Here is a 25,005-nt window from a genome sequence, read left to right on the forward strand (position 1 = left end):
CATCACAATAAATCTAACTTATTCTTAATATTGCTATATTTGCAATAGAACCACTAATGCAAGTCTATAAGCAAGCGATACCAACAAAGATAACCTTAAGAGCACGATAATCGGTGCTCTTTTCTGAAAACCGATATTAAATTTTAATCTTATAAACCAAGCTAATAGCTATACTTGATAAAAAATACAGTTTCTATCTTTAATCGTTTTAGAGCAGGCAGTCAGACTCAATTATAACGTACTAATTTTTAGGGTTATTAATGAAATTTGCCACCAGAATACTGCTACCAATCTTAGTGTTGATCGTGCCTACCATCATGGCCAATCCACTGAATATATATACCGAAGAATGGTCACCGATCAGCTTCTCTGTTGATGGTAAACCCGATGGTTTAGCTGTACAAGTCGTACAAGAAATTCAAAAACGCATCAAGAACCAAGACCCAATTAAGGTCGTGCCATGGGCTCGAGGTTGGAAAATGCTGACCGAGCAACCTAATACTGTGTTATTCACTATGACACGCACGACAGAAAGAGAGCAGATGTTTACTATGATTGGCCCAGTTGCAATTGGGACGACTAATTTTTATGCTCTAAAAAACAGTGGGATAAAAATTACCAGTTTAGAGGATGCGAAGTCAGCCAAAGCGATTGGCGTTTACCGCGCCTCAGTTGAAGAGCGAATACTCCTCGAACAAGGGTTTACCAATATTGCAGCGTCTTCTACTCCGCTTTTAAGCGCTAAGCAGCTCATAAAACACCGTATCGATCTCTGGTGTAATGCTAATTTAACAGCACCAAGCATACTTACGGAAGCGGGTGCCAGTATTGATGATGTTGAATCCCTTTTTACGATTAGTGCTAACCATCTATACATTGCTTTTTCTCGCGGCACCGCCAATGAAGTGATAGAACAATGGAAAAATAGCCTAGCAGCGATAAAAGCAGATGGCACTTTCAAAACGATTTATCATGCTTGGCTCCCCATGGATGAACCGCCCATGCAAACCGAACGGATAGGACCAGCCCACTAACCACTAAATTCAACTATTCTACACTCTATATCTCTTTTACTATCACGTTCAAATCGTCCCTTAGAAAGGACACTTACAAATCCAATCGATATGCTCGCCTGTTATTGGATGGTCGAAGGCTAAGCGAGTCGCATGCAGCATTAACCTTATATGATGTAGAGCATAATCGTTGTCTGTTATCTTCTCACCTACCCCACCATACAGATCACACCCCAAAATCGAGTGTCCCAATTGCTGACTGTGGATCCTAAGTTGATGAGTGCGGCCAGAAACGGGGGTAAATTCTACCCGTGTAGCAAAAGGTTCCGGTAATCGTTCAAGCACCCGATATTCGCTGATCGCAAGCTTACCTGTGCTGTGGCAAATTTTCTGCAGCGGGAAATTGTCGACATCTTTAGCGATAGGCAGATTAATCACCCCACTGTCGTCAGTGAGATGCCCATGGAGTAATGCGGTATAACGCTTCTCAACCGTGCGCGCCTGAAACTGTTTTGTCAGCAAACCATTAACCGTTTTATTCAGTGCCACCAGCATGATGCCAGAAGTGCCAAAATCGAGTCTGTGTAGTAGCGTGGCCGTCGGAAAATCCTGCACTAAACGATAATGCACTGAGTCGAGATTCAGCGGATTCTTCCCCGATAAACTCAATAATCCGCTCGGCTTATCAATCAGCAGAATATCGCTATCTTGATAGAGCATACGTATTTGCCCGAGGCAAGGCGGCGCAATAAAAGTATCGACTTGGGTAATGCTATCTTCGGGATCGGACATCGTTTTCTCAGACAACTAAAAGGGAAATTCAGTGAGCAAAATATTCAAAAACGGAACCATAAAGTAAAACCGCAATGGGCCTAAATGATAAGGCCGTATAACCTCGGTTATACGGCCTTATTAAACGACATCAACAGTAATGCTTATTCAGCTAATACGCGTTGATGCAATTCTTGCACTGATGTCACATTGGTACGGTCATCAGCAGCATGGGCCATACAGGTGGCAAATGCAGCATTCATGGTCGTCGTGTAGTTCACTTTGTAACGCAGTGCACCGCGGCGCAATTGACGAGAGTCTTCAATCGCTTGACGACCTTCAGTGGTGTTGACGATATAAGTGTATTCACCGTTCTTGATGCGATCGAGAATGTGTGGACGACCTTCATGTACCTTGTTCACTAAACGTGGGTTAATGCCCGCTTCACCCAGAATAATGGCTGTACCATGGGTCGCATCGATTTGGTAACCGAGCTCAATTAACTTAGCCGCTAAATCGGCAACGCGTTTCTTATCGCTGTTTCGCACAGACAATAATGCACGGCCCGACTTAGGCACCTCTGCTGTGGCACCTAACTGCGCCTTAGCATAAGCTTCGGCGAAGGTATCACCCACGCCCATCACTTCACCAGTAGAGCGCATTTCTGGGCCTAACAATGGATCAACACCTGGGAACTTGTTAAAGGGCAACACCACTTCTTTCACTGAATAGAAAGGTGGGATCACTTCTTTAGTGAAGTTTTGCGACTTCAAGCTTTGCCCTGCCATCACCCGCGCCGCGATCTTAGCTAAAGGCACGCCCGTTGCTTTCGACACGAATGGCACAGTACGGGCTGCGCGTGGGTTAACTTCAATCATATAGATTTCGTTATCTTTCACGGCAAACTGTACGTTCATTAGGCCAACGACACCAAGTTCCATTGCTAACTTGCCGACTTGCACGCGCATGCGATCTTGGATTTCTTGGCTTAAAGTGTATGGCGGTAAGGAACAGCCTGAGTCACCGGAGTGAACCCCAGCTTGCTCGATATGCTCCATGATGGCGCCGATAACCACAGTTTCACCGTCACAGACTGCGTCGATATCCACTTCGATCGCATCATCTAAGAAGTGGTCTAACAGTACTGGCGATGCGTTAGATACGCTTACGGCTTCGTTGAAGTAGCGCAGTAAGTCCTGTTGGTCGTAAACGATTTCCATCGCACGGCCGCCCAGAACATAGGATGGACGCACCACCAGCGGATAACCGATACGCTCAGCGGCAATCACTGCACCTTCAACTGTGGTCACGGTATCGTTTTCAGGTTGCTTCATTTCCAGGCGTTGAATCGCCTGCTGGAAACGCTCACGGTCTTCAGCGCGATCAATCGCATCTGGGCTAGTACCAATAATTGGCACACCAGCGGCCTCAAGGGCGCGAGCCAGTTTCAGTGGTGTTTGGCCACCGTACTGCACGATAACGCCTTTTGGCTTCTCGATACGGACGATTTCTAATACGTCTTCCAGAGTGACGGGCTCGAAGTACAGACGATCTGAGGTGTCGTAGTCGGTCGAAACGGTTTCAGGGTTACAGTTGACCATGATGGTTTCGTAACCGTCTTCACGCAGTGCTAATGCCGCATGTACGCAGCAATAGTCGAATTCGATACCTTGACCGATACGGTTTGGACCACCACCTAATACCATGATTTTTTCACGATCAGAGGGATTGGCTTCACACTCTTCCTCATAGGTCGAGTACATATAGGCCGTGTCAGTCGCAAACTCGGCCGCACAGGTATCTACACGTTTGTAGACAGGATGCAGGTCGAATTTATCACGCAGCTTACGCACTTCAGCTTCATTCACCCCTAATACATCGGCTAAACGCGCATCGGCAAAGCCTTTACGTTTCAGCTTACGCAGTAAATCATAATCCAGCCCCGCCAAACCCGCCTCGGCAACAACGCCTTCGAGTTTAATCAGTTCTTCAATTTGCACGAGGAACCAAGGGTCGATATTGGTCAGACGGAAGATTTCATCAAGGCCAAGACCCGCACGCATCGCATCGGCAATGTACCAAATACGGTCACAACCGGGTTCTTTTAGCTCGAGGCGAATACGTGACATCGCTTCAGGTTTAGACATATCAGTGATAGGGTCTAAACCGTTACGGCTAACCTCTAAACCGCGCAAGGCTTTTTGCAGTGACTCTTGGAAAGTACGGCCGATGGCCATCACTTCACCCACAGATTTCATCTGTGTGGTTAAGCGGTCATTCGCGCCGGCAAACTTTTCAAAGTTAAAGCGTGGCACTTTAGTCACAACGTAATCGATAGCAGGCTCGAATGACGCTGGCGTACGACCGCCCGTAATGTCATTCATCAGCTCATCAAGGGTGAAACCGACTGCTAACTTAGCGGCGATTTTTGCAATCGGGAATCCCGTGGCTTTCGATGCCAGCGCAGATGAGCGCGATACCCTTGGGTTCATCTCGATGATCACCATACGGCCATCGATTGGGTTAATACCAAACTGTACGTTTGAACCGCCCGTTTCAACACCGATCTCACGCAGTACGGCCATAGAGGCGTTACGCATGATTTGGTATTCTTTGTCTGTCAGAGTTTGCGCGGGTGCAACCGTGATAGAGTCGCCGGTGTGCACGCCCATAGGATCGAAGTTTTCGATAGAACAGACGATGATGCAGTTGTCGTTACGATCACGAACCACTTCCATCTCGTATTCTTTCCAACCGATTAAGCTCTCATCGATTAGCAGCTCTTTGGTTGGCGATAAATCTAACCCTTGAGAACAGATTTCTTCAAACTCTTCCTTGTTGTAGGCAATACCACCACCCGAGCCACCCATAGTGAATGAAGGACGGATAATACAAGGGAAACCGACTTGCTCGAGCACACCGTAGGCCTCTTCCATGCTGTGGGCGATACCCGCACGTGGACACTCTAAGCCAATGCTCTTCATGGCTTTGTCGAAACGGCTACGATCTTCGGCTTTATCAATCGCATCGGCAGTCGCGCCTATCATTTCAACATTAAATTCCGCTAAAACACCTTTGGCTTCGAGTTCTAATGCGCAGTTCAGTGCGGTTTGGCCGCCCATGGTTGGCAGAATCGCGTCAGGGCGTTCTTTGGCGATAATATTGCGGACCACTTCCCAGTGAATTGGCTCGATATAAGTTGCATCGGCCATTTCAGGGTCGGTCATAATAGTGGCAGGGTTAGAGTTCACTAGAATGACGCGGTAACCTTCTTCACGCAGTGCTTTACAGGCTTGGGCGCCTGAATAGTCAAACTCACATGCCTGACCAATGACAATCGGGCCTGCACCTAGGATAAGAATACTCTTTATATCTGTACGTTTTGGCATTGCTTCTCTCTTCTCCTAGCTTGCGTATTACTTAGCGTTCTGACGGTATATGTCGATTAGATCGATAAAGTGATCGAACAGCGGGGCGGCATCGTTCGGACCAGGGCTCGCTTCAGGGTGACCTTGGAAGCTGAACGCAGGTTTGTCCGTCAGATGAATACCTTGCAGTGAACCATCAAATAGCGACTTATGGGTCACTTTAATGTTGGCGGGTAAAGTCGTTTCATCGGCAGCAAAACCATGGTTTTGGCTAGTGATCATCACGTTACCTTGCTCGATATTGCTCACAGGATGATTTGCACCGTGGTGACCAAACTTCATCTTTAAGGTTTTTGCACCCGATGCCAGCGCGAGTAGCTGATGACCTAAACAGATACCGAAAATCGGCGTGTCGGTTTTCAGGATCTGCTGAATCGCTTCAATCGCGTAATCACATGGCTCTGGATCGCCAGGGCCATTCGAGAGGAATACGCCATCTGGGTTCATCGCTAACACTTCTGCGGCAGAGGTTTTAGCTGGAACCACGGTGACGTCGCAGCCGCGATCCACCAACATACGCAAAATGTTTTGCTTAACGCCGTAGTCGTAGGCTACTACTTTGTATTTAAGCTCATTTGCTGGCGTATCTTCAGGTAAGCCACCCACTAAACGCCAGCTACCTTTACGCCATGGATAGGCAGTTTTAGTCGTGACTTCTTTAGCGAGATCCATGCCCTTTAAACCGGGGAAAGCTTTGGCAGCTGCGAGGGCTTTTGCTTCGTCTAAGTCTGCACCAGCCATAATACAACCGGCTTGAGCACCTTTTTCACGGAGAATACGCGTTAACTTGCGGGTATCGATATCTGCTATGCCAACAACATTGTTCGCTTTGAGATAATCACTTAAGCTTTGTTGATTGCGGAAACTACTTGCGATGAGTGGAAGATCGCGAATGATAAGACCACAAGCGTGAACCCCATTGGATTCTATATCTTCATTATTGGTACCAGTATTACCAATGTGGGGGTAGGTTAATGTTACAATCTGGCGTGAGTAGGATGGATCAGTTAGAATTTCTTGGTAACCTGTCATGGAAGTGTTAAAAACAACTTCACCAACAGAGAGTCCATCGGCACCAATTGCTGTGCCAGTGAATACGGTTCCATCTTCGAGTACGAGTAAGGCAGACTTTGTCAACGCGACCTCCATAAAGAGCCAAGCCACTGAAATATAATGTTTTTATGTTGTTTTAAGATACCAATTTCCGCTGTTTTACGAAATTTTGACAAATTCCAGCGAGTTTACAGGAAAAACGCGAAACCGTCCACCCATTGGTAACTGGGTGCAAAAAAAAACGCCATATCGGCGTTTTTTAATATGAATTAATTCAAACCTAAAACCTGCTGCATATCATACAAGCCCGGTTTTTGCTCCACGACCCAACGGGCTGCGCGCATGGCACCATTAGCAAAGGTCATACGACTCGACGCCTTATGGGTGATCTCTAAACGCTCACCGATATCGGCAAACATCGCAGTATGCTCACCCACTAAGTCGCCAGCACGAATGGTCGCAAAACCGATAGTCTCACGATCACGTTCACCGGTAATTCCTTCGCGGCCATACACTGCACATTTCTCCAGATCGCGACCTAAGGTTTTAGCAATCACCTCACCCATTTTCAGAGCTGTACCCGATGGCGCATCTTTTTTATGTCTGTGATGACCTTCGATTATTTCGATATCGGTATAATCGCCCATGACATCTGCGGCCAGTTCAAGCAATTTCCACATTAGGTTGACACCGACTGACATATTTGGCGCCATGACTACAGGTGTTTGCTCGGCAAAGGCATTAATCTGTATTTTTTGAGCTTGATTGAAACCCGTTGTGCCGATCACCATGGCTTTCTTATGGCGAACACACCAATCTAAATGGACAATACTGGCGTCTGGTGCGGTGAAATCAATCAGTACATCAAAGTCATCAGTCGCATAATCAAGCGAATCCATAATGATGACATTCAACTTACCCACGCCCGCCAACTCACCCGCATCGACACCCACTAGACTTGAGCCTGCGCGTTCTATTGCCGCGCCCAGAAGAATGTGCTCTTGATGGTAAGCCGCCTCAATAAGAGTGCGTCCCATGCGACCACCCGCACCGACGATTGCAACTCTCACTTGTCCACCCATTTCACTCTCCTCAAACTGGTTCATCTATCCCATAAGAAAACGCCTAAGGCAGGCTTAGGCGTTTCAATCACATTAGACGATGTCTAACAACTCAACTTCAAACACTAAGGTCGAGTACGGAGGAATTGATGCGCCTGCACCACGCTCACCGTAAGCTAAATGGTGTGGAACATATAACTTTAACTTAGTGCCTACAGGCATTAGTTGCAGTGCTTCAGTCCAGCCAGCGATTACGCCAGAGACTGGGAACTCAGCCGGTTGGCCACGTACCACTGAGCTATCGAACACATCACCATTGATGAAAGAACCATGGTAATGAGTACGCACTGTGTCTTCGTAAGTAGGTTTCGCGCCACTACCTTGGACTAATACTTCATATTGCAGACCAGAGTCAGTCACGGTTACGCCTTCACGCTTAGCGTTTTGCGCTAAAAACGCTTCGCCTTCTGCAGACGCAGCTGCAGCAGCTTGCTCTTGAGCAGCTTGAATTCGACCGCTGATTTCAGTGAAGGCAACTTGCAAGTCCTGCATAGATACTGCACTTTCTAAGCCCGCAAACGCATCGGCTAAACCTGCTTGAACGGCAGGGATATCCACACCATCAAAAGAATTAGCGGCCAGTTGCTCACCCATTTGACGGCCTACGCCGTAGCTTGCTTGCTGTTCAATAGTACTGAATTTATCAGACATAATTAACGACTCTCAATTATCAGTGGAATTTTGCGCGCCAGTTTAGCATAGTTCGAAGGCTTATGCTGATAAACTGACTGCTTATTTAACTTTCTGGGCTAACTCATTATAGAAATTGTCTATTATTGTTATTTAGGTGCAACACACTGGTTTTTAACATTGACCTTTGCGCTTTGATATAGCGGTTGCATTTGGCTTTGAAGTTGTTGCAACTGAGCAATACGGTTGCTGTTTGATGGATGAGTCGATAACAATTCAATACCTTGGCTTCCTCCCGCTTTCGACATATTTTGCCATAGTTCAACACTTTGTGCGGGATCAAAACCTGCACGCGCCATCAACTCTACCCCCATCACATCGGCTTCACTTTCTTGGGCTCTACCAAAGGGCAAAATAACCCCAACTTGGGCACCCAACCCCAGAGCTGACATATACAAGTCACGATTCGACACTCCACTCGCCCCCAACGCTGCATCGGCTATTTGCATGCCAACGCCCGTTAACTGCCCACGGGACACCTGTTCGTTCCCATGTTGCGCCAGTACATGGGCAACTTCGTGACCAATAACAGTGGCAAGCTGATCAGGACCATTAGCGACTTTAAGTAATCCGGTATAAACACCGATATGGCCTCCCGGCAAGGCAAACGCGTTGACTTGTTCAGAGTCAAACAATACTACATCCCAGCGTTGGGTCTGATCTGGCAATACCGCCGTAATGCGGCTAGCCACACAATTAACATATTGTGTCAGCTTTTTATCGTTACTCACCTTCAGTTGCTTTTTCATCTCTTCAAAAGAGGCATCACCCATCTGCTGCATTTGCGCTGATGAATACAACAGAGTCTGACCCCTTCCTGTTGGCGATTTTGTGGTTGCACAGGCCGATAATCCGAGCATGACAGTGATCACCATCAAGCTTAATCGTTTTGATTTCATGTAGAACTCTCCCAAATCCTTTGATTACATGACGAAGTCTTTTCAGGACTCTGCTAATGAAATGATTTTACTGAGATAAGGCCGATAAGCCAAATGGGATTAGCGTTTACCTTTAAACTCGCTAGCCTTGTGCTTATTTATGCTACGGCGGTTGGCCTGTTTATCCCGCGGTGGCCGCTTACGTTCAACCTTACCATCACTGACTTGTTCACTCGGCTTATCTGTTACCGGAAAATCAGCTAATAATGTCAGCGGTAACGCTCGCTCGGTTAAACCGCGAATCGTTGTTAAGGTTGCCATTTCACCATGGCATACAAGGGAAATCGCCAGCCCTTTGGTGCCCGCTCTCGCAGTACGGCCGATTCGATGTACATACACAGGCGCACTCATGGGCAAATCAAGATTGACCACCACAGGCAAGGCATCGATATGAATGCCGCGCGCCATCAAATCTGTCGCCACTAATATTTGAATGCGTTTGGCTTTAAAGTCGGCCAAAGTTTGGCTGCGCACCGTTTGATCTTTCTCACCGTGTAGTGCAGCGACTTTCATCCCCGCTTTTGCGAGCCGTTTAGTGACCGCATCTGCATCATCACGGGCGCTAATAAACACCAGCACCTGCGGCCATTGATATTGTTTTAGCAGGGCAATCAATGCCTGTGTTTTACTGCCCTTATTCACCAAATAGAGCTGTTCTTCAATATGGGGGACGACTGAATTAGCCTTGTGGGCTTGAACGCGTAATGGATCATTGATCAGCAATTGACTCGCCAATGTATCCAAAGCCTCGGGCAGCGTGGCTGAAAAAAGTAAGGTTTGCTTATGTTTGGGCATCAACGCAATCAACTTTTGCACATCAGGCCAGAAACCCATTTCCAATAGACGGTCTGCCTCATCCAAAACAAGGTGCTTTATCGAGTCGAGGGTAATGTGGGATTGCTTACATAAATCCAGTATACGCCCAGGGGTTGCCACTAAAATCTGAGGCCGCTCTACAAGCTCAATTAATTGATTATCGATGTCCACGCCACCGCAAAGGGTTTGAATTTTCATCGCCCCTGACAAAGGCTGCGCCACAGCTTGCAGTGCCAGGGTCACTTGTTGCGCTAACTCTCTTGTTGGCACGAGTACCAATGCTTGAGCCGTTATCAGTGCTTGAGCCTGCTGCTCTAAAACCGACTGCAATAAGGGCAAACCAAATGCTAAGGTCTTGCCACTCCCCGTTTGCGCCAACGCTAACACATCACGCCCCGCTAATATGGCAGGAATAGCCAATTGCTGTACCAGAGTAGGACACTGCAGCATCGCAGGTAATGCCTTAATCAAGGCCGAATTTAAGCCAAGTTTGGTAAAAGTGAGTGACTCAGAGGATGACGAAAATTCGGAGAAGGTCATGACAACACCGGATAAAAACATGGGAGCGAAAGTCTACTGAGTGTCACCTAATAATACCAATTTAGTTTAAGGGCACTTGTTTAGAGGAACTTATTTAAAAGAACGTGTTTAAGCGTTTTTACGTAAACCTTTTTTGCCTAAGGCATTATTTAAGCACAGATATAATAAGCTTTCCCCTATTCTCACTCTCACCGCACTATTTTGATCTATTCATTTTGACCGTTTCGCAGAAACACTGTAACCACTTGTAAATAAAGGAATAAAAGTAAACTCAAAGGCGTATAGTCCTTCCACTAAAAACGTCAACACAAAAGACGTTAATAATATGTTATCTATAAAAATAAGTTATAAAAATCAAAATAAAACAAAAACACAGCAATTTACTCTGGAAAATAAAAATATCACCGATACTTTGCCTAATACATTAAATTGGGTGTATGTTAGAGTCAGATTGAAAGGATAATCCATTATCAGTGCCAAGGAGGCTCTATGAGTACTGTCATTCCACGTACCGTCACTTCCCCTAAAAAATTTATTATCGGCAAGGGCCTATTAGCTCAAATGCATGATTATGTTAAGGACTTTGGTGACAATGCTTTTATCATCTGCGATGAATTTATCCTCAGCCGCGTGAAGAATGAAGCGGTCGCTGGGCTAGATCAAAATGGGATCAGCAGCCATCTCGAACAATTCAACTATGAGTGCAGCGAAGCCGAGATAAAGCGCTTAGGCGCGCTGGCAGAGCAGCATCATACCAACGTTATTGTTGGAGTTGGCGGTGGAAAAACCTTAGATGCCGCCAAAGCCGTCGCCTTCTATCAAAAACGGCCTGTCATCTTGTACCCTACAATTGCCTCAACCGATGCGCCTTGTACTGCACTTGCAGTGATCTACTCCGAAACCGGTGAGTTTGAACGCTATCTGTTTCTGCCACAGAACCCAGATGCTGTCGTTGCCGACACTGCTATTATCGCCGCGGCTCCGGCCCGATTTTTTGCGGCAGGCATAGGCGATGCACTGGCAACCTATTTTGAAGCTCGTGCCTGCTATCAATCGGATGGCGTCAACCTAGTCCTGAAAAAGCCTTCCCGCACAGGGCTGGGATTGGCCCAACTTTGTTATCAGTTACTGACTGAAAATGTTGAAGCTGCTATGGACGCAGTTAAAAACAAAATAGTCACACCTGCGCTAGAGCAAACCATTGAAGCCACCATCTATCTCAGTGGTGTTGGTGCAGAAGCAGGCGGGTTAGCCGCCGCCCATGCCGTAAATAATGGTATGTCAGCGGTGGCAGACTTACATAAAGCTCAGCACGGCGAGAAAGTCGTCTTTGGGCTGCTAACTCAGCTCGTGCTCGAAAATGCCCCCAAAGCCGAAATCGATAACGTTGTCCGCATTATCAAAACAGCGGGACTACCGCTCACTCTCGCAGATTTAGGGCTGAAAACCTTTATCGAGGCCGAGTGGCGCAAAGTGGCTGAGATAGCATGTGCTGAGGGCGATACTATGGGCAATATGCCGATGAAATTAACCGCAGATGACGTCTATCAAGCCATGATAGCCGCCAATGCCATGGCTGAACGCTATAAAACAGCTGAAGCTTGTTAACCGTAACAATATGACGTGTACACCGTAGGTAGCAACCATCTGATTTTATTAATTAATACTACTTGAATAGTTCCTGCTGCCACACGAGTTTACCGTTCATCCTAGGCTTCCTTGCCACATAATCAATGGCAAGGGAGTCCACAACAAACAAGACATTTCCACCCTCGATGCCAAAGCTGGCATTTACGCTCTATTTGTTAAACGCTTGGAGGCACATATGGCTTATGCAACAACCAATCCCTTTACGGGAAAGCTCATCAAAGAATTTCCAAATGCAACAGATACCGAAGTCACACAGGCGATAGAATCCGCCCATCAGGCATTTTTAAGCTGGCGAACCACTCCCTTTGCCGACAAGGCCGCAATACTGTCTAAGGCAGCGAAGATCCTCAGAGACAACAAGTCCAAATACGCCAATCTACTGACCTTAGAAATGGGCAAGGTCACAGCAGAAGCCGAAGCTGAAGTCGAACTGTCGGCGCAAATTTTCGAATACTACGCCGAACATGCCGAGCGACTGCTGGCACCGCAAAAACTGCCGGTTGCCGATCCCGCCGAAGGTGAAGCGATACTGGTTAACGAACCGCTGGGCGTATTATTGGCTATCGAACCTTGGAACTTTCCCTACTACCAAATTGCGCGCATCTTAGCGCCGCAGCTTGCCGCCGGAAATACCTTACTACTCAAACATGCATCCAACGTGCCCCAGTGCGCAGCGGCCTTTGAAGGCTTAATGCGCGATGCCGGACTGCCCTCAGGTGCATTCCAAAATCTGTATGCCACCCGAGAGCAGATAGAACAGATCATCAATTCGCCCAAAGTGCATGGTGTTGCGCTCACGGGATCTGAAGATGCGGGATCGATCATTGCCGCTCTGGCGGGTAAGGCACTGAAAAAGTCCACCCTAGAACTGGGTGGCGCAGATGCCTTTATTGTACTTGAAGATGCCGATCTGCCTAAAACCATCGACTGGGCCGTGTTTGGCCGTCACTGGAACGCGGGACAGGTCTGTACATCATCTAAGCGGATGATCTTAGTTGAAGCCATTTACGATGAATTTATGAAGGGTTATATCAAGGGGATAGAAGCGCTAAAAGCAGGCGATCCTATGGACTCGGCCACTACGCTGGCACCACTGTCTTCCCAAGGCGCGGCCGATGAGTTGAAGCAGAAGATCCGTGATGCCGTAAAACACGGCGCAACCGCGACCGAAGTGGGGCCTAAAGTACCGCAGCAAGGCGCCTTTGTGCAGCCAACAATACTGACAAACCTGACGCCAGATAACCCAGCCTACTATTGGGAATTCTTCGGCCCTGTGTCCAGTATCCACAGAGTAAAAGATGAGCAAGCAGCGATTGCCGTTGCCAATGACTCGCCCTTTGGATTGGGTGGCTCAGTGTTTACCGCCGATACCCAACGCGGGCTGGCGGTCGCTAAGCAGGTTTCCACAGGCATGATGTTTGTTAATCATCCAACTATGGTCAAGGCCGACTTACCCTTTGGTGGGGTTCGCCGCTCAGGTTATGGCCGCGAGTTGATCGATTTAGGATTGAAAGAGTTTGTAAACCACAAGCTGATTAATGTGGTTGATATCAACGCACCTTTCTAAACGCTTAGAAAATAGTGGCATCAGACTAAACGCCTGACGGAATAATCTGTCAGGCGTTTTATTTAACGTGCTTTATCCAAGGCATCACATAAGGCTTGAACGCCAAGTAATGCTCTGGGCGTTGCACGGTGCAATAAATCGGCATTGAGTTGATAAATATGCTGATTTTTAACGGCAGGAATTTCTGGCCATTGGCGCCAATCAACCCCTTTCACATTGCCTTCCTCTTCACTTTGTAAAATCACATCCGGTAAAGTCAGTAACACATTTTCTAAACTCACCTGCGGATAATCGCTATCGGCATCGTAAAACACATTTTGTCCATGGCACACACTCATAATCTCTTGGATCCAACTGTTTTTAGAGACTGTCATCAAGGGGGTAGACCAGAGTTGATAAAATACCTTAGGTTCTGATTTTTTAGCATTTTCAACCCGCAATCGGATAAGCTCAGCGCGATAAGCGGCCGCAGCCTTGCTTGCTTCTTCAACATGCCCCGTAAGTTGGCCTAACTCTTCAAGCTCCTTGGCGACGCCTTCTAAGGTTTTAGGATCGCTACCATAAAGATTAAATCCTAACGTCCTAAGCTGGTTGATATCTTCGGCTTTATTACCCGAATCCCACACCACAATCAGATCGGGATTAAGCTCTAGTACCCGCTCCATTTGAATGCCATAGTAACCGCCAATACGCGGGATCTTTTTTGCAGCCTCAGGATAATCCGCATAATCGGTTGCGGCCACAATCGTATCGCCCGCGCCTATGGCATAAAGCATTTCCACCGCATGGGGAGAGAGCGCAATAATGCGTTTAGCGGGCTGCGCCTGTACATCAGTCGAACACAACAGATATAGACAGAAAAACAGCCCAATAACGCCTTGTATATACATATTATTCCTTAAGTGGTTAATTGATTAGCTCAGTCGGCCAGCCATAGCGATCCAAGTAAACTTTTAGATTTTTTGGCCGATATTGGGGGTCTCGCTCCCAGCGGATTTTCACTGAATGGTGCAGTAACACAGGAACAGTCGAAGGATCCAGTGGCCGCAAGTACGCCTGCTTTATCCGATAAAAACTGCGCCGTGAGTCATGTAAAGTCGCGAGCGGATTAGGATGTAAACTTGCCGTTAAATGTGGCTCTAGGCTTAAATTAAATTTCTGCGCCTCGGATATCATCCACAACAGTGCAATATCCGACAGCAATGAGCCGTCTTTATCAGGTTTATAACTGCCGCCAATATTGCTATGGGCACCCGCAAACCACACTTGCTGCATGTCCATATTGTCGCGTAGTTGCCAAATGGTCGGCTCAAAATCACTGCGGTGTTCATCTATGGCTAAGGCATGACGGGCAACGCGCACATTGCGGCCAATTTTAGTATCGTAAAACTCGTCTTTATCTTCGAACAACCCTAAAAATGAAATAGGGATCCCCATAGCACCCACGGTATCCCACACACCAACAAACTTGATTTCCCGAGATTCATGACTGTATCTCGCTCTAAACTCGAGGGATTTTTCACCATCAGGCGCAAAGGGCGCACTGCTTTTTTTATAGTGGTCGAAAGCTTGTTGAATCAACGCCGCATCGGGACGTTTGAGTATGCCGCAGTTATTAATCAAGCCACACAGGCAACGCACTGTGTAAGCACCACGACTAAAGCCAAAGAGGTAAATCTCATCGCCGGGGGAATAGTTTTGCACTATATAGCGATAACCATCCATGATGTTTTTATGTAAACCGCGCCCTGTCGCACCACCGATGGTTTGATCGTAATAGGAACCCACACCCCAATCATAAAACACTTGCTGGGGTTTGCCGTCACTGGCCAAGGGGCTAATCGCCCGCGCGAGGCGCAGCACATTGGTTGGGAAATCGACCTTAAGATCTTTCTCGGGCCGATTCCAAGTCCCATCGGCACAAATCACAATACGTTTATTCATCGCATCATCCTTGAGTCACTGATGCCCAATCTCACAGGTAAAAAGCTGTCGATACAGACGCTAACGGGTTTTACCAAGGAATAACAGCCTCGCTATCCTTGTTTGCTGGCGATTCAAGGCGTTAAAAGCTCATCTTGCTTTACATGCTAACATCGCGGCAAAAAACCTATAGTGACATAAAAACCTAAGCTGACAAATTAGAACAATAAGATGCCGCTACAGTTTGCATATGTAATGTTCGTTTAACAAGAGTTGGACAGAGGAGCGTTAAATATAGAAGGGCTAATATCACTAAATGACTTATTGCTTGGTTATAAAATGCAGGCTCCTATTGAAGGGCGAACCATGGTATTTGCTCGACGACACGGTGATGGCTCACCTATTTAGCATTGACGTAGCCTGTAGACTTAAAAAGCTTATGCTGCACGCTTTGGGACAAAAGTGCACGAATAGTACGATTGAGTGACTTATAACTTAAGCTGTAGGGAACTTAATGCATAGGCCCCGACTTATAGGTTTGCCATGCCATTTGCTCGTCGACTCGGTGAATAGAAACCTAGGGTTTCTGAGCTTATGAACGAGAGCCATGGACGGCGAACTGGCAGTTAAACAGGGATAATGGAATGGACCCATCCACTTTAAATCGGCCTCGCAATGGGCCACGATGTAGTCGCTAAAACTCATCAGAAAGAGGACGGGTCCACCTATGAAGATTACTACAATCGGTTTAGATATCGCAAAGTCTGTTTTTCATCTTGTTGGTGTTGATAAAGCTGGCAAGTTAATCAAAAAGAAAATGCTTAGACGCAAAGACTTGCTGCCCTTTGTCGCGAAAATTGAGCCTTGCCTTATCGTTATGGAGGCGTGTGGCGGCGCGAGTTATTGGGCCAGAGAATTTGAGCAATTTGGGCACATAGTTAAGTTAATTGCCCCGCAGTATGTGGTTCCTTTTAGGCAAGGTAATAAAAATGACTACAACGATGCGCTAGCCATTGCGGAGGCTGCGCAGCGACCCAACATGCGGTTTGTAAAACCCAAAAGCGTCGAGCAGCAAGATGTGCAACTGCTCCACCGTATGCGGGAACGATTAACTAAACAATCAACAGCTTTAATCAATCAAGTCAGAGGGATGCTAGCGGAATACGGCATTGTGATGACCAAAAGTAAATCGGCTTTTAAAGCCCAGCTACCTGATATTTTGATCGATGAAGCCAATACACTGACCACCAAGGGTAGAGCCATCTTTTATCAGTTATATGATGAGGTTATCGACATTGAAAAACGGCTTAAGAGTTGTGACACTCAAGTACTAAACGAAACTCAAAACAATGTGATTTGTCAGCGATTACAGACTATCCCTGGTGTTGGGCCTGTCACCGCTACGGCGATTTATGCTGCAGTGGGTGACGGTAAAGACTTTAGCAATGGCCGACATTTTTCAGCTTGGTGTGGCTTAGTACCTAAGCAGCACAGCAGTGGCGGGAAAGATAACCTCCTCGGGATAAGTAAGCGGGGAAACGCCTATTTACGTACGCTGTTCATCCACGGCGCCAGAGCGGTGTTGCGGCACAGTGGGAGTAAGTCGGATAAGTTGAGTTGTTGGGCTATCCAGCTAGCGGAACGCCGAGGTTTCAATCGTGCGTGTGTGGCCGTCGCGAATAAGCTCGCCAGAATGTCATGGGTTATCGCGGCACGTGAAGAAGAGTTTCGGCTCGCTATGTAACAACATCAAATGTACTTATTATGTTAACGATTAACCAACCAGCAAGTTGCTAAGACACTTGATTTGATGATGAGACAGTCAGACTGATCTACTAAAAACCTTACGAAAACACAGGCTCTGATGAAGCCGCAGGGATGATAAGGACAGTAGAAGCAAATATCCATCAGGGCCAGAGGAATCCCTCAATAACAGGCCGAATATATGGGTGCAATGAACTCTTCTCAAAATTGATATCGAATGTCTTGCAAACCGGATGGGTCCATATATGTTGTTCAAGTCCATCCGTGGATGCTCGACTGCCCCATCTGATGTGAAAGGATTCACAAATGCCGCGATGGCATGGACGCCAAAGAGCGGCCATGGGGCGGACGGTCGTCTCGCCAATCACCATGGCTCACCGTTTTGGCTTTAGCGTAACCTGTAGATTTAAAAGACATACGCAACACAGTTTTTGGACATTTTCGTGTTAGGACCTAAATCTAATCCTTGAGTTTCGAATTACTAAAAGTATGGCAAAATCCTGAGCGACCGATTTCATAGACTACAAATTATTTTTCACGGACGGTTTTAATAATGCAGAATTTGTAGAAAACGATTTCTTTCTACACCCTTATTTTGCTTATTCCCAACGACGAAGTAATAAACTCGCGTTAACACCACCAAATCCAAACCCATTCGATAGTGCATATTGAATTCTCATATCTCGTTTCACTAAATTAATTAAATTTAGCCCCTTAGCCGCCTCGTCTGGATTAATAAGATTCAACGTAGGCGGAACAACTTGGTCTCGTAGCGCTAATAACGTAAAGATGGCTTCAACACCGCCAGCAGCACCGAGTAAGTGACCGGTACTGGACTTTGTTGATGTAATTGCCACATTAGAATCCACACCAAACACTGCTCGAATAGCAGCCAGTTCGCTTTTGTCACCGATTTGGGTAGACGTGGCATGTGCATTTATATGTTGCACATCACACGGCTCAATACCAGCCTGTCGCAGGGCTTGCCGGATTGATCGTTGTGCACCATTCCCATCCTCTGGGCCAGAGGTTAGATGATAAGCATCTGCGCTAGTGCCATATCCAACGATTTCTGCTATTGGCTGCGCGCCTCGCGTTAGCGCATGTTCTAGCGATTCAATGACAAACAACCCCGCACCTTCGGCCATAACAAATCCATCTCGGTCACGATCAAACGGGCGAGATGCTTCTTGAGGGCGATCATTGAACCCCGTAGATAAAGCACGAGCGGCAGCAAAACATCCGAGCGTAACTCGGTCGATAGCAGCTTCTGTACCCCCGCAAATTGCAATATCTGCCTCGCCGCTACGAATAAGCCTAGCCGCATCACCAATTGCTTGAACCCCTGCCGCACAAGCAGTTACAGGTGCCCCCAAGGGGCCTTTGAAACCATGCGTGATAGAGACATGTCCTGCTGCCATATTGGCAAGAAAGGAAGGCGCTGTAAAAGGTGAGAGCCTACGCGGTCCCCGTGAATCCGTTGTGCGTACTGCTTCAGCTATAGTACCGAAGCCTCCGACACCTGAAGCAATAATGGTTGCGGTTCTCTCTTGTTCTTCTACCGTTATGGGGTGCCAGTTTGCCTGCGTTAGTGCTTCCTTTGCAGCAACAAGAGCAAACTCAATGAAACGATCCATCTTCTTACGTTCTTTGGCCGGAATAACACAATCAGGGTTATAACCAGCGAGAGAGTCTTCAGCTAGGCTTGGAACTTGACCACCCACAGCTGTTCCCGTCCCTACAGTTAAGTCATCGTTTAGCTTGCGTATCCCCGATTGCCCCGCCAGTAAGCGCTGCCAAGTAATCTCTGCACCCACACCTAGCGGACTTACTATACCTACACCCGTGACGACAATTCGCACTTTATTGATCTTATTCATTATTTTATCTCTTGTTTCACAAACATAAACTTGCCATAACAAAGAACTATTTCATGCCGAACGTTTTTCTGATGCCTTTCTCAACAGGGGTGGCAGGCATAAAACGGCGCAATATCCGAAGAAGTGAGGCTTCGCCTTTTGGGGTATGTCGCATTTTCCAAGCGCCCAATCCTGCATTAACAACCGTTGCTGCAACCCCTTCAGGCCCAGACGCTTTATGGGCATTGTTCTGAATCGCTTGAGAGACGATCTCGCGGTTTACGTCGTAGGTAGATATAGGGCGGGCAACAACTGGGGCATTTATATCAAGATTTGTTTTTGTGAATGAAGGTTCAACAAGTGTTACACGAATACCAAATTCGCGAACCTCATGGTCTAAGGTTTCAGATAACCCCTCTACAGCATGTTTAGAAGCGGAATATAATCCCATATAAGGTGCTGGCAAGAATCCCAGCACTGAACTGATATTAACGATACGACCAGAGCGTTGCGCCCTCATATACGGCAACACCGCCTGTATTGTGCGTAAAATCCCCCAAAGATTAGTATCGAAAAGAGTTTGCCCTTCCGCGACCGATGACTCCTCTGTTGCACCGATTAAGGTCACCCCCGCACTATTGACCAAAATATCGATGCGTTTAGTTTTTGCAATGATGGACTGGATCCCTCGTTGGATAGAATCTTCATCACGGACATCCATCTCGACCAGTTCAACACCTTGAATCGGCTGAGCCTTTTCAAGGTGACGAACAGTACCAAATACCTCACAGCCTCTTTTGACAAACATTTCAGCAGTAGCACGCCCGATCCCAGATGACACACCCGTCACGACAACAACTTTCGATTTATTAGCCATAATAATTTCCTATTAAAATACCTTTATGAGGCTCAGTTGCCTTGGATTGGCTTGATCTTGAACCAGATGGAATACATAGCAGGCAGAAACATGAGCGTCAGAATCGTTCCCGCGAACGTGCCACCGATCAGCGTATAAGCCAGCGTCCCCCAAAACACCGAATGGGTGAGTGGAATAAAAGCCAAGATCGCGGCCAAAGCTGTCAGAATCACAGGACGAGCGCGCTGCACCGTTGCTTCAACAAGTGCACGGAAAGGATCTAATCCAGCCAGCTCATTTTCATGGATCTGTCCGAACAATATCAGTGTGTTACGCATCAGGATGCCAGACAACGCAATCAAGCCAACCAGCGCATTGATGCCAAAGGGCTGCTGGAACAGTAGCAGTGTCGGCACCACGCCAATTAGTCCCAACGGACTGGTCAAGAACACCATGACCATTCCAGCCATAGACCGCACCTGCAGAATGATGATAAGCAGTGTGATAGCGAGCATGATGGGAAAGATAGGTAGCATTGCGACCATTGCCTTGCCTGATTCCTCAATGGAGCCAGCCTCTACTATGCTGTAGCCAGTTGGCAGCTTTGCCATGATGGGCTGTAACTGCTGGGTGATCGCCGTCGATACGTCTGGCGGCTGCAAGTCTTCGGCGATATCTCCCCGAATAGTGATAGTCGGCACTCGGTCACGTCGGCGCATAACAGGTTCTTCCATACGAACCTCAACATGCCCCACTTGCGACAATGGGATACGCTGCCCATTGGCGCCCGCCAGCGTGAAATCGCCAATTTTGGCGGGATCGAGTCGGTTACTGCCCGCTGAACGCACAACAATCTGCACGGTACGAATGTCTTCCCGTACGGCAGTCACAGGAATGCCACTGAGCAGGAATTGCAGTTGCTGAGCGACGGAACTTGAGTTCAACCCGAGGGCTTGTAATCTATCCTGCTGCAAGGTGAAATGCAGTATCGGCACACGGACACCCCAGTCAATGTTGACCGTACGCATCAGCGGGCTATCGTCCATCACCAGCTGCACCTCGGCTGCGACTCTGCGTAACACATCGGGATCGGGTCCAGTAACCCTATAGGCCACAGGGAAAGGCGAATAAGGGCCGAACACCAGTTGGGTAACGCGCACTCGAGCCTCAGGGGCCAACCCATCGGCAATCGCTTGGCGTAGTCTTAGTTTTAACGCTTCGCGCTCGGTCTGGTTGTCCGTTCGCACCACTATCTTGGCAAAAGACGGGTCAGGCAACTCCGGCCCCATTGAGAAAAAGAAGCGCGGAGCACCTTGGCCGACGTAGGCGGTAACAATCCTAGCCTCATCCTGTTTGGCCAACCAAGCTTCCACTTTCTCCGCCGCCACGCTGGTTTGGGTAATCGAGGTGCCGTAGGGCATCTGCACTTCAACCAAAACTTCGGGTCTATCTGATATCGGGAAGAACTGCTTCTTTACTATCCCCATGCCCAGCACCGATGCCACGAATAGCGCGATCACCGAGCCTGCCACGAGCCACTTACGGGCAATCACACTCCCCAGCAACGTGCGAAAGCGGTTATAGCGCGGCGTGTTGTAGATAGCATTGTGACCGCCTTCGACTTTCTTAACATCAGGCAATAGCTTGACCCCAAGATACGGCGTGAAAACCACCGCCACTACCCAGGAGGCAATGAGCGCGATGCCGACGATCCAGAACATGTTACTGGTGTACTCACCTGCAGAGGAGCGCGCAAAACCATTGGGCATAAAACCGACGGCCGTGACTAAAGTGCCCGACAGCATGGGCGCCGCGGTATGACTCCAAGCGTAAGCTGACGCCGCGATACGGTCATAACCTTCCTCCATCTTCACCACCATCATTTCGATGGCAATGATGGCGTCGTCCACCAACAAACCTAGGGCTAGGATCAACGATCCTAGGGTGATGCGGTCGAAATTTTTGCCGGTCGCGAGCATCACGGCAAAGACCACGGCCAGCGTTAATGGTACGGCTGCGGCGACCACGACACCGACACGCCAACCCATGCTGACAAAACTCACCAGCATGACCACAAGCACAGCCGCGAAAAACTTGATCATGAACTCATCGACCGCCGAACTAATGTTGACGGCTTGGTCGGTGACCTTGCTCAGGCTTATGCCCAGCGGTTGCTCGGCATTTATCGCCGTGACCTCGTTATCCAAGGCGTCACCCAGGTCGAGCCCGTTCCAACCGTCACGCATTACGATCCCCAGCAGCAGCGCTGGTTCGCCACCGTTTCGGATGATGAATGTCGATGGATCTTCATAGCCCCGCTTTACCGTTGCGATATCCGACAAGGTTAGAGTGCGTCCCTGTGCCACAATGGGGGTATCACGTATTTTCTGCAGCTCGTCAAAGGCACCGTCTAAGCGTATGAACACCTCTGGCCCCTTGGTTTCAATGGATCCCGCTGGCGTCAATGCATTCTGGCTGTTAAGTGCAGCAAACACATCCAGTGGACTGACGCCTAATGTCGCCAGCCGTTCATGGGAAAACTCAACATAAATTCGTTCAGACTGCTCACCAACGATATTAACCTTCTTCACGCCTGACACATGCAGCAAACGCTGGCGCAGCTTTTCTGCATCGCGCACCAGCTCTCGTTGGGGTACGCCCTTTGCCTTGAGTGCATATAAAGCAAAGGTCACATCGGAATATTCATCGTTGAGAAACGGTCCCATCACTCCCTGTGGCAGGTTGCGAACTTCGTCGCCGATTTTTTTACGGGCTTGGTAAAACTCATCCTGTACATCGGACGGTGGAGTACTATCCAGCAAGGTCAGCGTAGTAAAAGCCAATCCTGGACGAGTATAGGTTTCGCTACGGTCATACCAACGCAGCTCCTGCAGGCGCTTTTCAATTTTCTCGGCCACTTGATCCTGCATTTCCAGTGCGGTTGCGCCGGGCCAGGCAGTGATAATCGTCATAACCTTGATAGTGAATGAGGGATCCTCCGCCCGCCCCAACTTGAAGAAGGCCATGACCCCGCCCAGCGTGATCAGAAGGATAAGGAACAGCGTAATGGCACGTTCACGCACTGCAAGCGCCGAAAGATTGAAGCGACCTTCAACTTTCTCTAGTTGATGACTCTCGCTCATGGGCGTACATCCTCTATTGCCACATAGGTAGAAGATGCAGCTATACGCACCAATTCCCCGTCATGGAGTAAGTGGGCACCAATAGCGACAACCTGATCACCTTGTTTGATTTGGCCTGTAATATGGGCCGAGTCACTCTCAAGGTTTAAAACAGTAACGGGATCCCAAGACACTTCTGTTGGGGTGCCATGAACACGCCACACACCAGGACCTTTACCCGAATCAAATAAGGCGCTGATGGGAACCTTAAGGCCATATTTTGCGGCCAAATGGTCATCAGTCAGATTGATAGTAACGGTAGAGCCCAAAGGTGCGTCTTGAAGTTCCCCCGTGAGCACATATCGTGCTTCAAAGGTACGAGTGATAGGCTCTGCAGCATCTGAAAGCTGCCTTAGCGTTGCTAACGACCCCGCATCGCTTCTTCCGAAGCGTTTTGCTTGCCCTTGCGAACCCAATGGGGGACGTAAGGTTTCCGGTAATTGAATAACCGCTTCCCGGGCACCCGCGTGAGCAATGCGAACGACAATTTGTCCAGCATTAACAACTTGCCCAGGCTCCACCAGAGTTGCGACAACAGTACCATCAACATCGGCGGTAAGATCAGTATAGCGAGTGGCATTACGGGCCACTTCTGCTTGTGCTTCGGCGGCTCTAAGTTGAGCTTCAGCGGTATCTGCAGCGGCTTTAGCTTGATCATAAGTTGAAGCGGATATCGCCCCTGTCCCACGTAAATCTCTATAACGGGCTTCATCTTCTGCCGCTTGTTTCGATCTTGCTTTAGCCGCTACAACAGCTTCCTGTTGTGCGTGAGCGACGAGGCTCAAATCAACAGGATCAATACGCATCAGCAGTTGACCCCGCTTAACGGTTTGTCCCGTGTCCACGAGGCGTTGCAGCACCTTACCAGAGACACGAAAACCTAAATCACTTTCCACACGAGCCGCTACCACACCAGTAAAAGAGCGTGATTCAACCCCAATGTCCTTGACCATTACAGTGCGCACCAGCGGTGCTTGTGCACGAGGATCAGATTGTTTTTTTTCACCACAAGCAGTTAAGACAAGCGGTAAGGCAGTGATCACTGCAATTGTAAGTATGCTGTGACGAGACATACATAAGCCTCCATGAAGAACCATTCAGGAAGGCAATTATTATTCTTGTGACCAAATTAGTCAACAGTCACTATAATTTTGCTTAGAACTTTTACGGTGCGAGACTTCGAAGAACGAGGTTAGATAGCTGAATAGGAGCCTCTTCAATATGATCGAAGTTATGCTGCAACATCAGCGGATTCAAGTAAGGCCGCATCACAAGATAAATTGCGGTTGTTATTTCATCCATGGGCGTCTTCCGCTCAAAATCTCCAGTTTGGCGCCCCTCTTGGAGGATACTCTGAAGTAATGTTTTGATGTTTTGCTCATAAATAATGGTGGCTTGCCAACGCTCAGCGGCGGCTGATGCCGCTATCTCATAGAGCTTTTGATCACGAGAAAATAAACGAAAACTGGCCTGAACAATCTCTTTAAACATTCGGCGTAGCTTTTCTGGCGGCTGAGTAACGTCTTTAATCGCGCTTCGAACATCGGCTTCAATCTCGCCTAAGCAGTTTGTACAAATGCTCTCCCCGATTGCCTGTTTGGAAGAAAAAAACTTATAGATATAAGCTTTAGAAAAACCTATTGATTTTGCCAAATCCGACACGGTTGTTTTCCCATAACCGTAACGACTGAAATGCTCAGTTGCTGCAGCAACAATCTGATTCCGAACATCGTGATCAACAGGGCCTCGATTCAATGTGGGACTGTTATTTTCTTCACTCATCATTCTTTCTCTCTAACTAACTAACTTACATGCGTGTTGGAATTTTAACGTG

Annotated in this window: 18 protein-coding genes; 4 read left to right on the forward strand and 14 right to left on the reverse strand. The window is 47.9% G+C overall.

The genetic code is table 11. The features are described from left to right. Positions 1-260 precede the first annotated feature (260 nt). A complete protein-coding gene (locus MZ182_RS15710) occupies positions 261-1,034 on the forward strand; it encodes a substrate-binding periplasmic protein (protein WP_011919816.1) in 774 nt (257 codons plus the stop codon). 60 nt (positions 1,035-1,094) lie between these two features. On the opposite strand, the gene MZ182_RS15715 is transcribed toward MZ182_RS15710, so the two are convergent. The 7 genes from MZ182_RS15715 to MZ182_RS15745 all read right to left on the reverse strand — a co-directional run bounded on the left by MZ182_RS15715 (position 1,095) and on the right by MZ182_RS15745 (position 10,391). Next, entirely contained in the window at positions 1,095-1,805 is a 711-nt protein-coding gene (locus tag MZ182_RS15715) for an RluA family pseudouridine synthase (protein WP_248069220.1), read from the reverse strand. 143 nt (positions 1,806-1,948) lie between these two features. After that, a complete protein-coding gene (gene carB, locus MZ182_RS15720) occupies positions 1,949-5,173 on the reverse strand; it encodes a carbamoyl-phosphate synthase large subunit (RefSeq protein ID WP_011788379.1) in 3,225 nt (1,074 codons plus the stop codon). A gap of 27 nt (positions 5,174-5,200) precedes the next feature. Further along, positions 5,201-6,361, reverse strand: a complete 1,161-nt coding sequence (carA, locus tag MZ182_RS15725) for a glutamine-hydrolyzing carbamoyl-phosphate synthase small subunit (protein WP_248069217.1) — start codon at positions 6,359-6,361, stop codon at positions 5,201-5,203. Positions 6,362-6,534: 173 nt separating this feature from the next. Continuing rightward, a complete protein-coding gene (dapB, locus tag MZ182_RS15730; RefSeq protein WP_248069214.1) occupies positions 6,535-7,347 on the reverse strand; it encodes a 4-hydroxy-tetrahydrodipicolinate reductase in 813 nt (270 codons plus the stop codon). A gap of 72 nt (positions 7,348-7,419) precedes the next feature. Further along, the gene (locus MZ182_RS15735) at positions 7,420-8,037 is read right to left on the reverse strand and encodes an FKBP-type peptidyl-prolyl cis-trans isomerase (protein ID WP_248069210.1); all 618 of its coding nucleotides are present in this window, start codon (positions 8,035-8,037) and stop codon (positions 7,420-7,422) included. 128 nt (positions 8,038-8,165) lie between these two features. Continuing rightward, positions 8,166-8,975 carry a M48 family metallopeptidase gene (locus MZ182_RS15740; RefSeq protein WP_011788375.1) on the reverse strand — a complete coding sequence of 270 codons (810 nt, stop codon included), beginning with the start codon at positions 8,973-8,975 and terminating at the stop codon, positions 8,166-8,168. Between the two features lie 99 nt (positions 8,976-9,074). Then, entirely contained in the window at positions 9,075-10,391 is a 1,317-nt protein-coding gene (locus tag MZ182_RS15745) for a DEAD/DEAH box helicase (protein ID WP_411028092.1), read from the reverse strand. A gap of 468 nt (positions 10,392-10,859) precedes the next feature. Here MZ182_RS15745 and MZ182_RS15750 point away from each other — a divergent pair, with 468 nt between their 5' ends. Next, the gene (locus tag MZ182_RS15750) at positions 10,860-11,978 is read left to right on the forward strand and encodes a glycerol dehydrogenase (RefSeq protein WP_011919820.1); all 1,119 of its coding nucleotides are present in this window, start codon (positions 10,860-10,862) and stop codon (positions 11,976-11,978) included. A gap of 217 nt (positions 11,979-12,195) precedes the next feature. Continuing rightward, the gene (locus tag MZ182_RS15755) at positions 12,196-13,587 is read left to right on the forward strand and encodes an NAD-dependent succinate-semialdehyde dehydrogenase (protein WP_248069190.1); all 1,392 of its coding nucleotides are present in this window, start codon (positions 12,196-12,198) and stop codon (positions 13,585-13,587) included. Positions 13,588-13,649: 62 nt separating this feature from the next. Here MZ182_RS15755 and MZ182_RS15760 read toward each other — a convergent pair whose 3' ends face one another. Both MZ182_RS15760 and MZ182_RS15765 read right to left on the reverse strand, forming a co-directional pair. Continuing rightward, positions 13,650-14,477, reverse strand: a complete 828-nt coding sequence (locus MZ182_RS15760) for a cobalamin-binding protein (RefSeq protein ID WP_262917209.1) — start codon at positions 14,475-14,477, stop codon at positions 13,650-13,652. Between the two features lie 16 nt (positions 14,478-14,493). Continuing rightward, positions 14,494-15,531 (reverse strand): DUF2235 domain-containing protein, encoded by a 1,038-nt coding sequence (locus MZ182_RS15765; RefSeq protein WP_011788370.1) that lies wholly within the window; start codon positions 15,529-15,531, stop codon positions 14,494-14,496. A 706-nt stretch (positions 15,532-16,237) separates the two neighbouring features. Between MZ182_RS15765 and MZ182_RS15770 the strand changes: the two genes are divergently transcribed. Then, positions 16,238-17,254, forward strand: a complete 1,017-nt coding sequence (locus MZ182_RS15770) for an IS110-like element ISSpu22 family transposase (protein ID WP_014609791.1) — start codon at positions 16,238-16,240, stop codon at positions 17,252-17,254. A gap of 619 nt (positions 17,255-17,873) precedes the next feature. On the opposite strand, the gene fabF is transcribed toward MZ182_RS15770, so the two are convergent. The 5 genes from fabF to MZ182_RS15795 all read right to left on the reverse strand — a co-directional run bounded on the left by fabF (position 17,874) and on the right by MZ182_RS15795 (position 24,956). Then, positions 17,874-19,154, reverse strand: coding sequence for a beta-ketoacyl-ACP synthase II (fabF, locus tag MZ182_RS15775; protein WP_248068216.1), 1,281 nt, complete (start codon positions 19,152-19,154; stop codon positions 17,874-17,876). Positions 19,155-19,200: 46 nt separating this feature from the next. Beyond that, entirely contained in the window at positions 19,201-20,010 is an 810-nt protein-coding gene (locus MZ182_RS15780) for an oxidoreductase (protein ID WP_248068213.1), read from the reverse strand. 32 nt (positions 20,011-20,042) lie between these two features. Then, complete coding sequence (locus MZ182_RS15785; protein WP_248068210.1) at positions 20,043-23,132, reverse strand: efflux RND transporter permease subunit; 3,090 nt, start codon at positions 23,130-23,132, stop codon at positions 20,043-20,045. Further along, complete coding sequence (locus MZ182_RS15790) at positions 23,129-24,244, reverse strand: efflux RND transporter periplasmic adaptor subunit (RefSeq protein WP_248068207.1); 1,116 nt, start codon at positions 24,242-24,244, stop codon at positions 23,129-23,131. The genes MZ182_RS15785 and MZ182_RS15790 overlap by 4 nt, the downstream gene beginning before the upstream one ends. A 91-nt stretch (positions 24,245-24,335) precedes the next feature. Beyond that, positions 24,336-24,956, reverse strand: a complete 621-nt coding sequence (locus tag MZ182_RS15795; protein WP_248068205.1) for a TetR/AcrR family transcriptional regulator — start codon at positions 24,954-24,956, stop codon at positions 24,336-24,338. Positions 24,957-25,005: the final 49 nt, after the last annotated feature.

The sequence above is a fragment of the Shewanella sp. JNE2 genome, assembly GCF_023159115.1.
GTDB classification, from domain to species: Bacteria; Pseudomonadota; Gammaproteobacteria; order Enterobacterales; family Shewanellaceae; genus Shewanella; species Shewanella putrefaciens.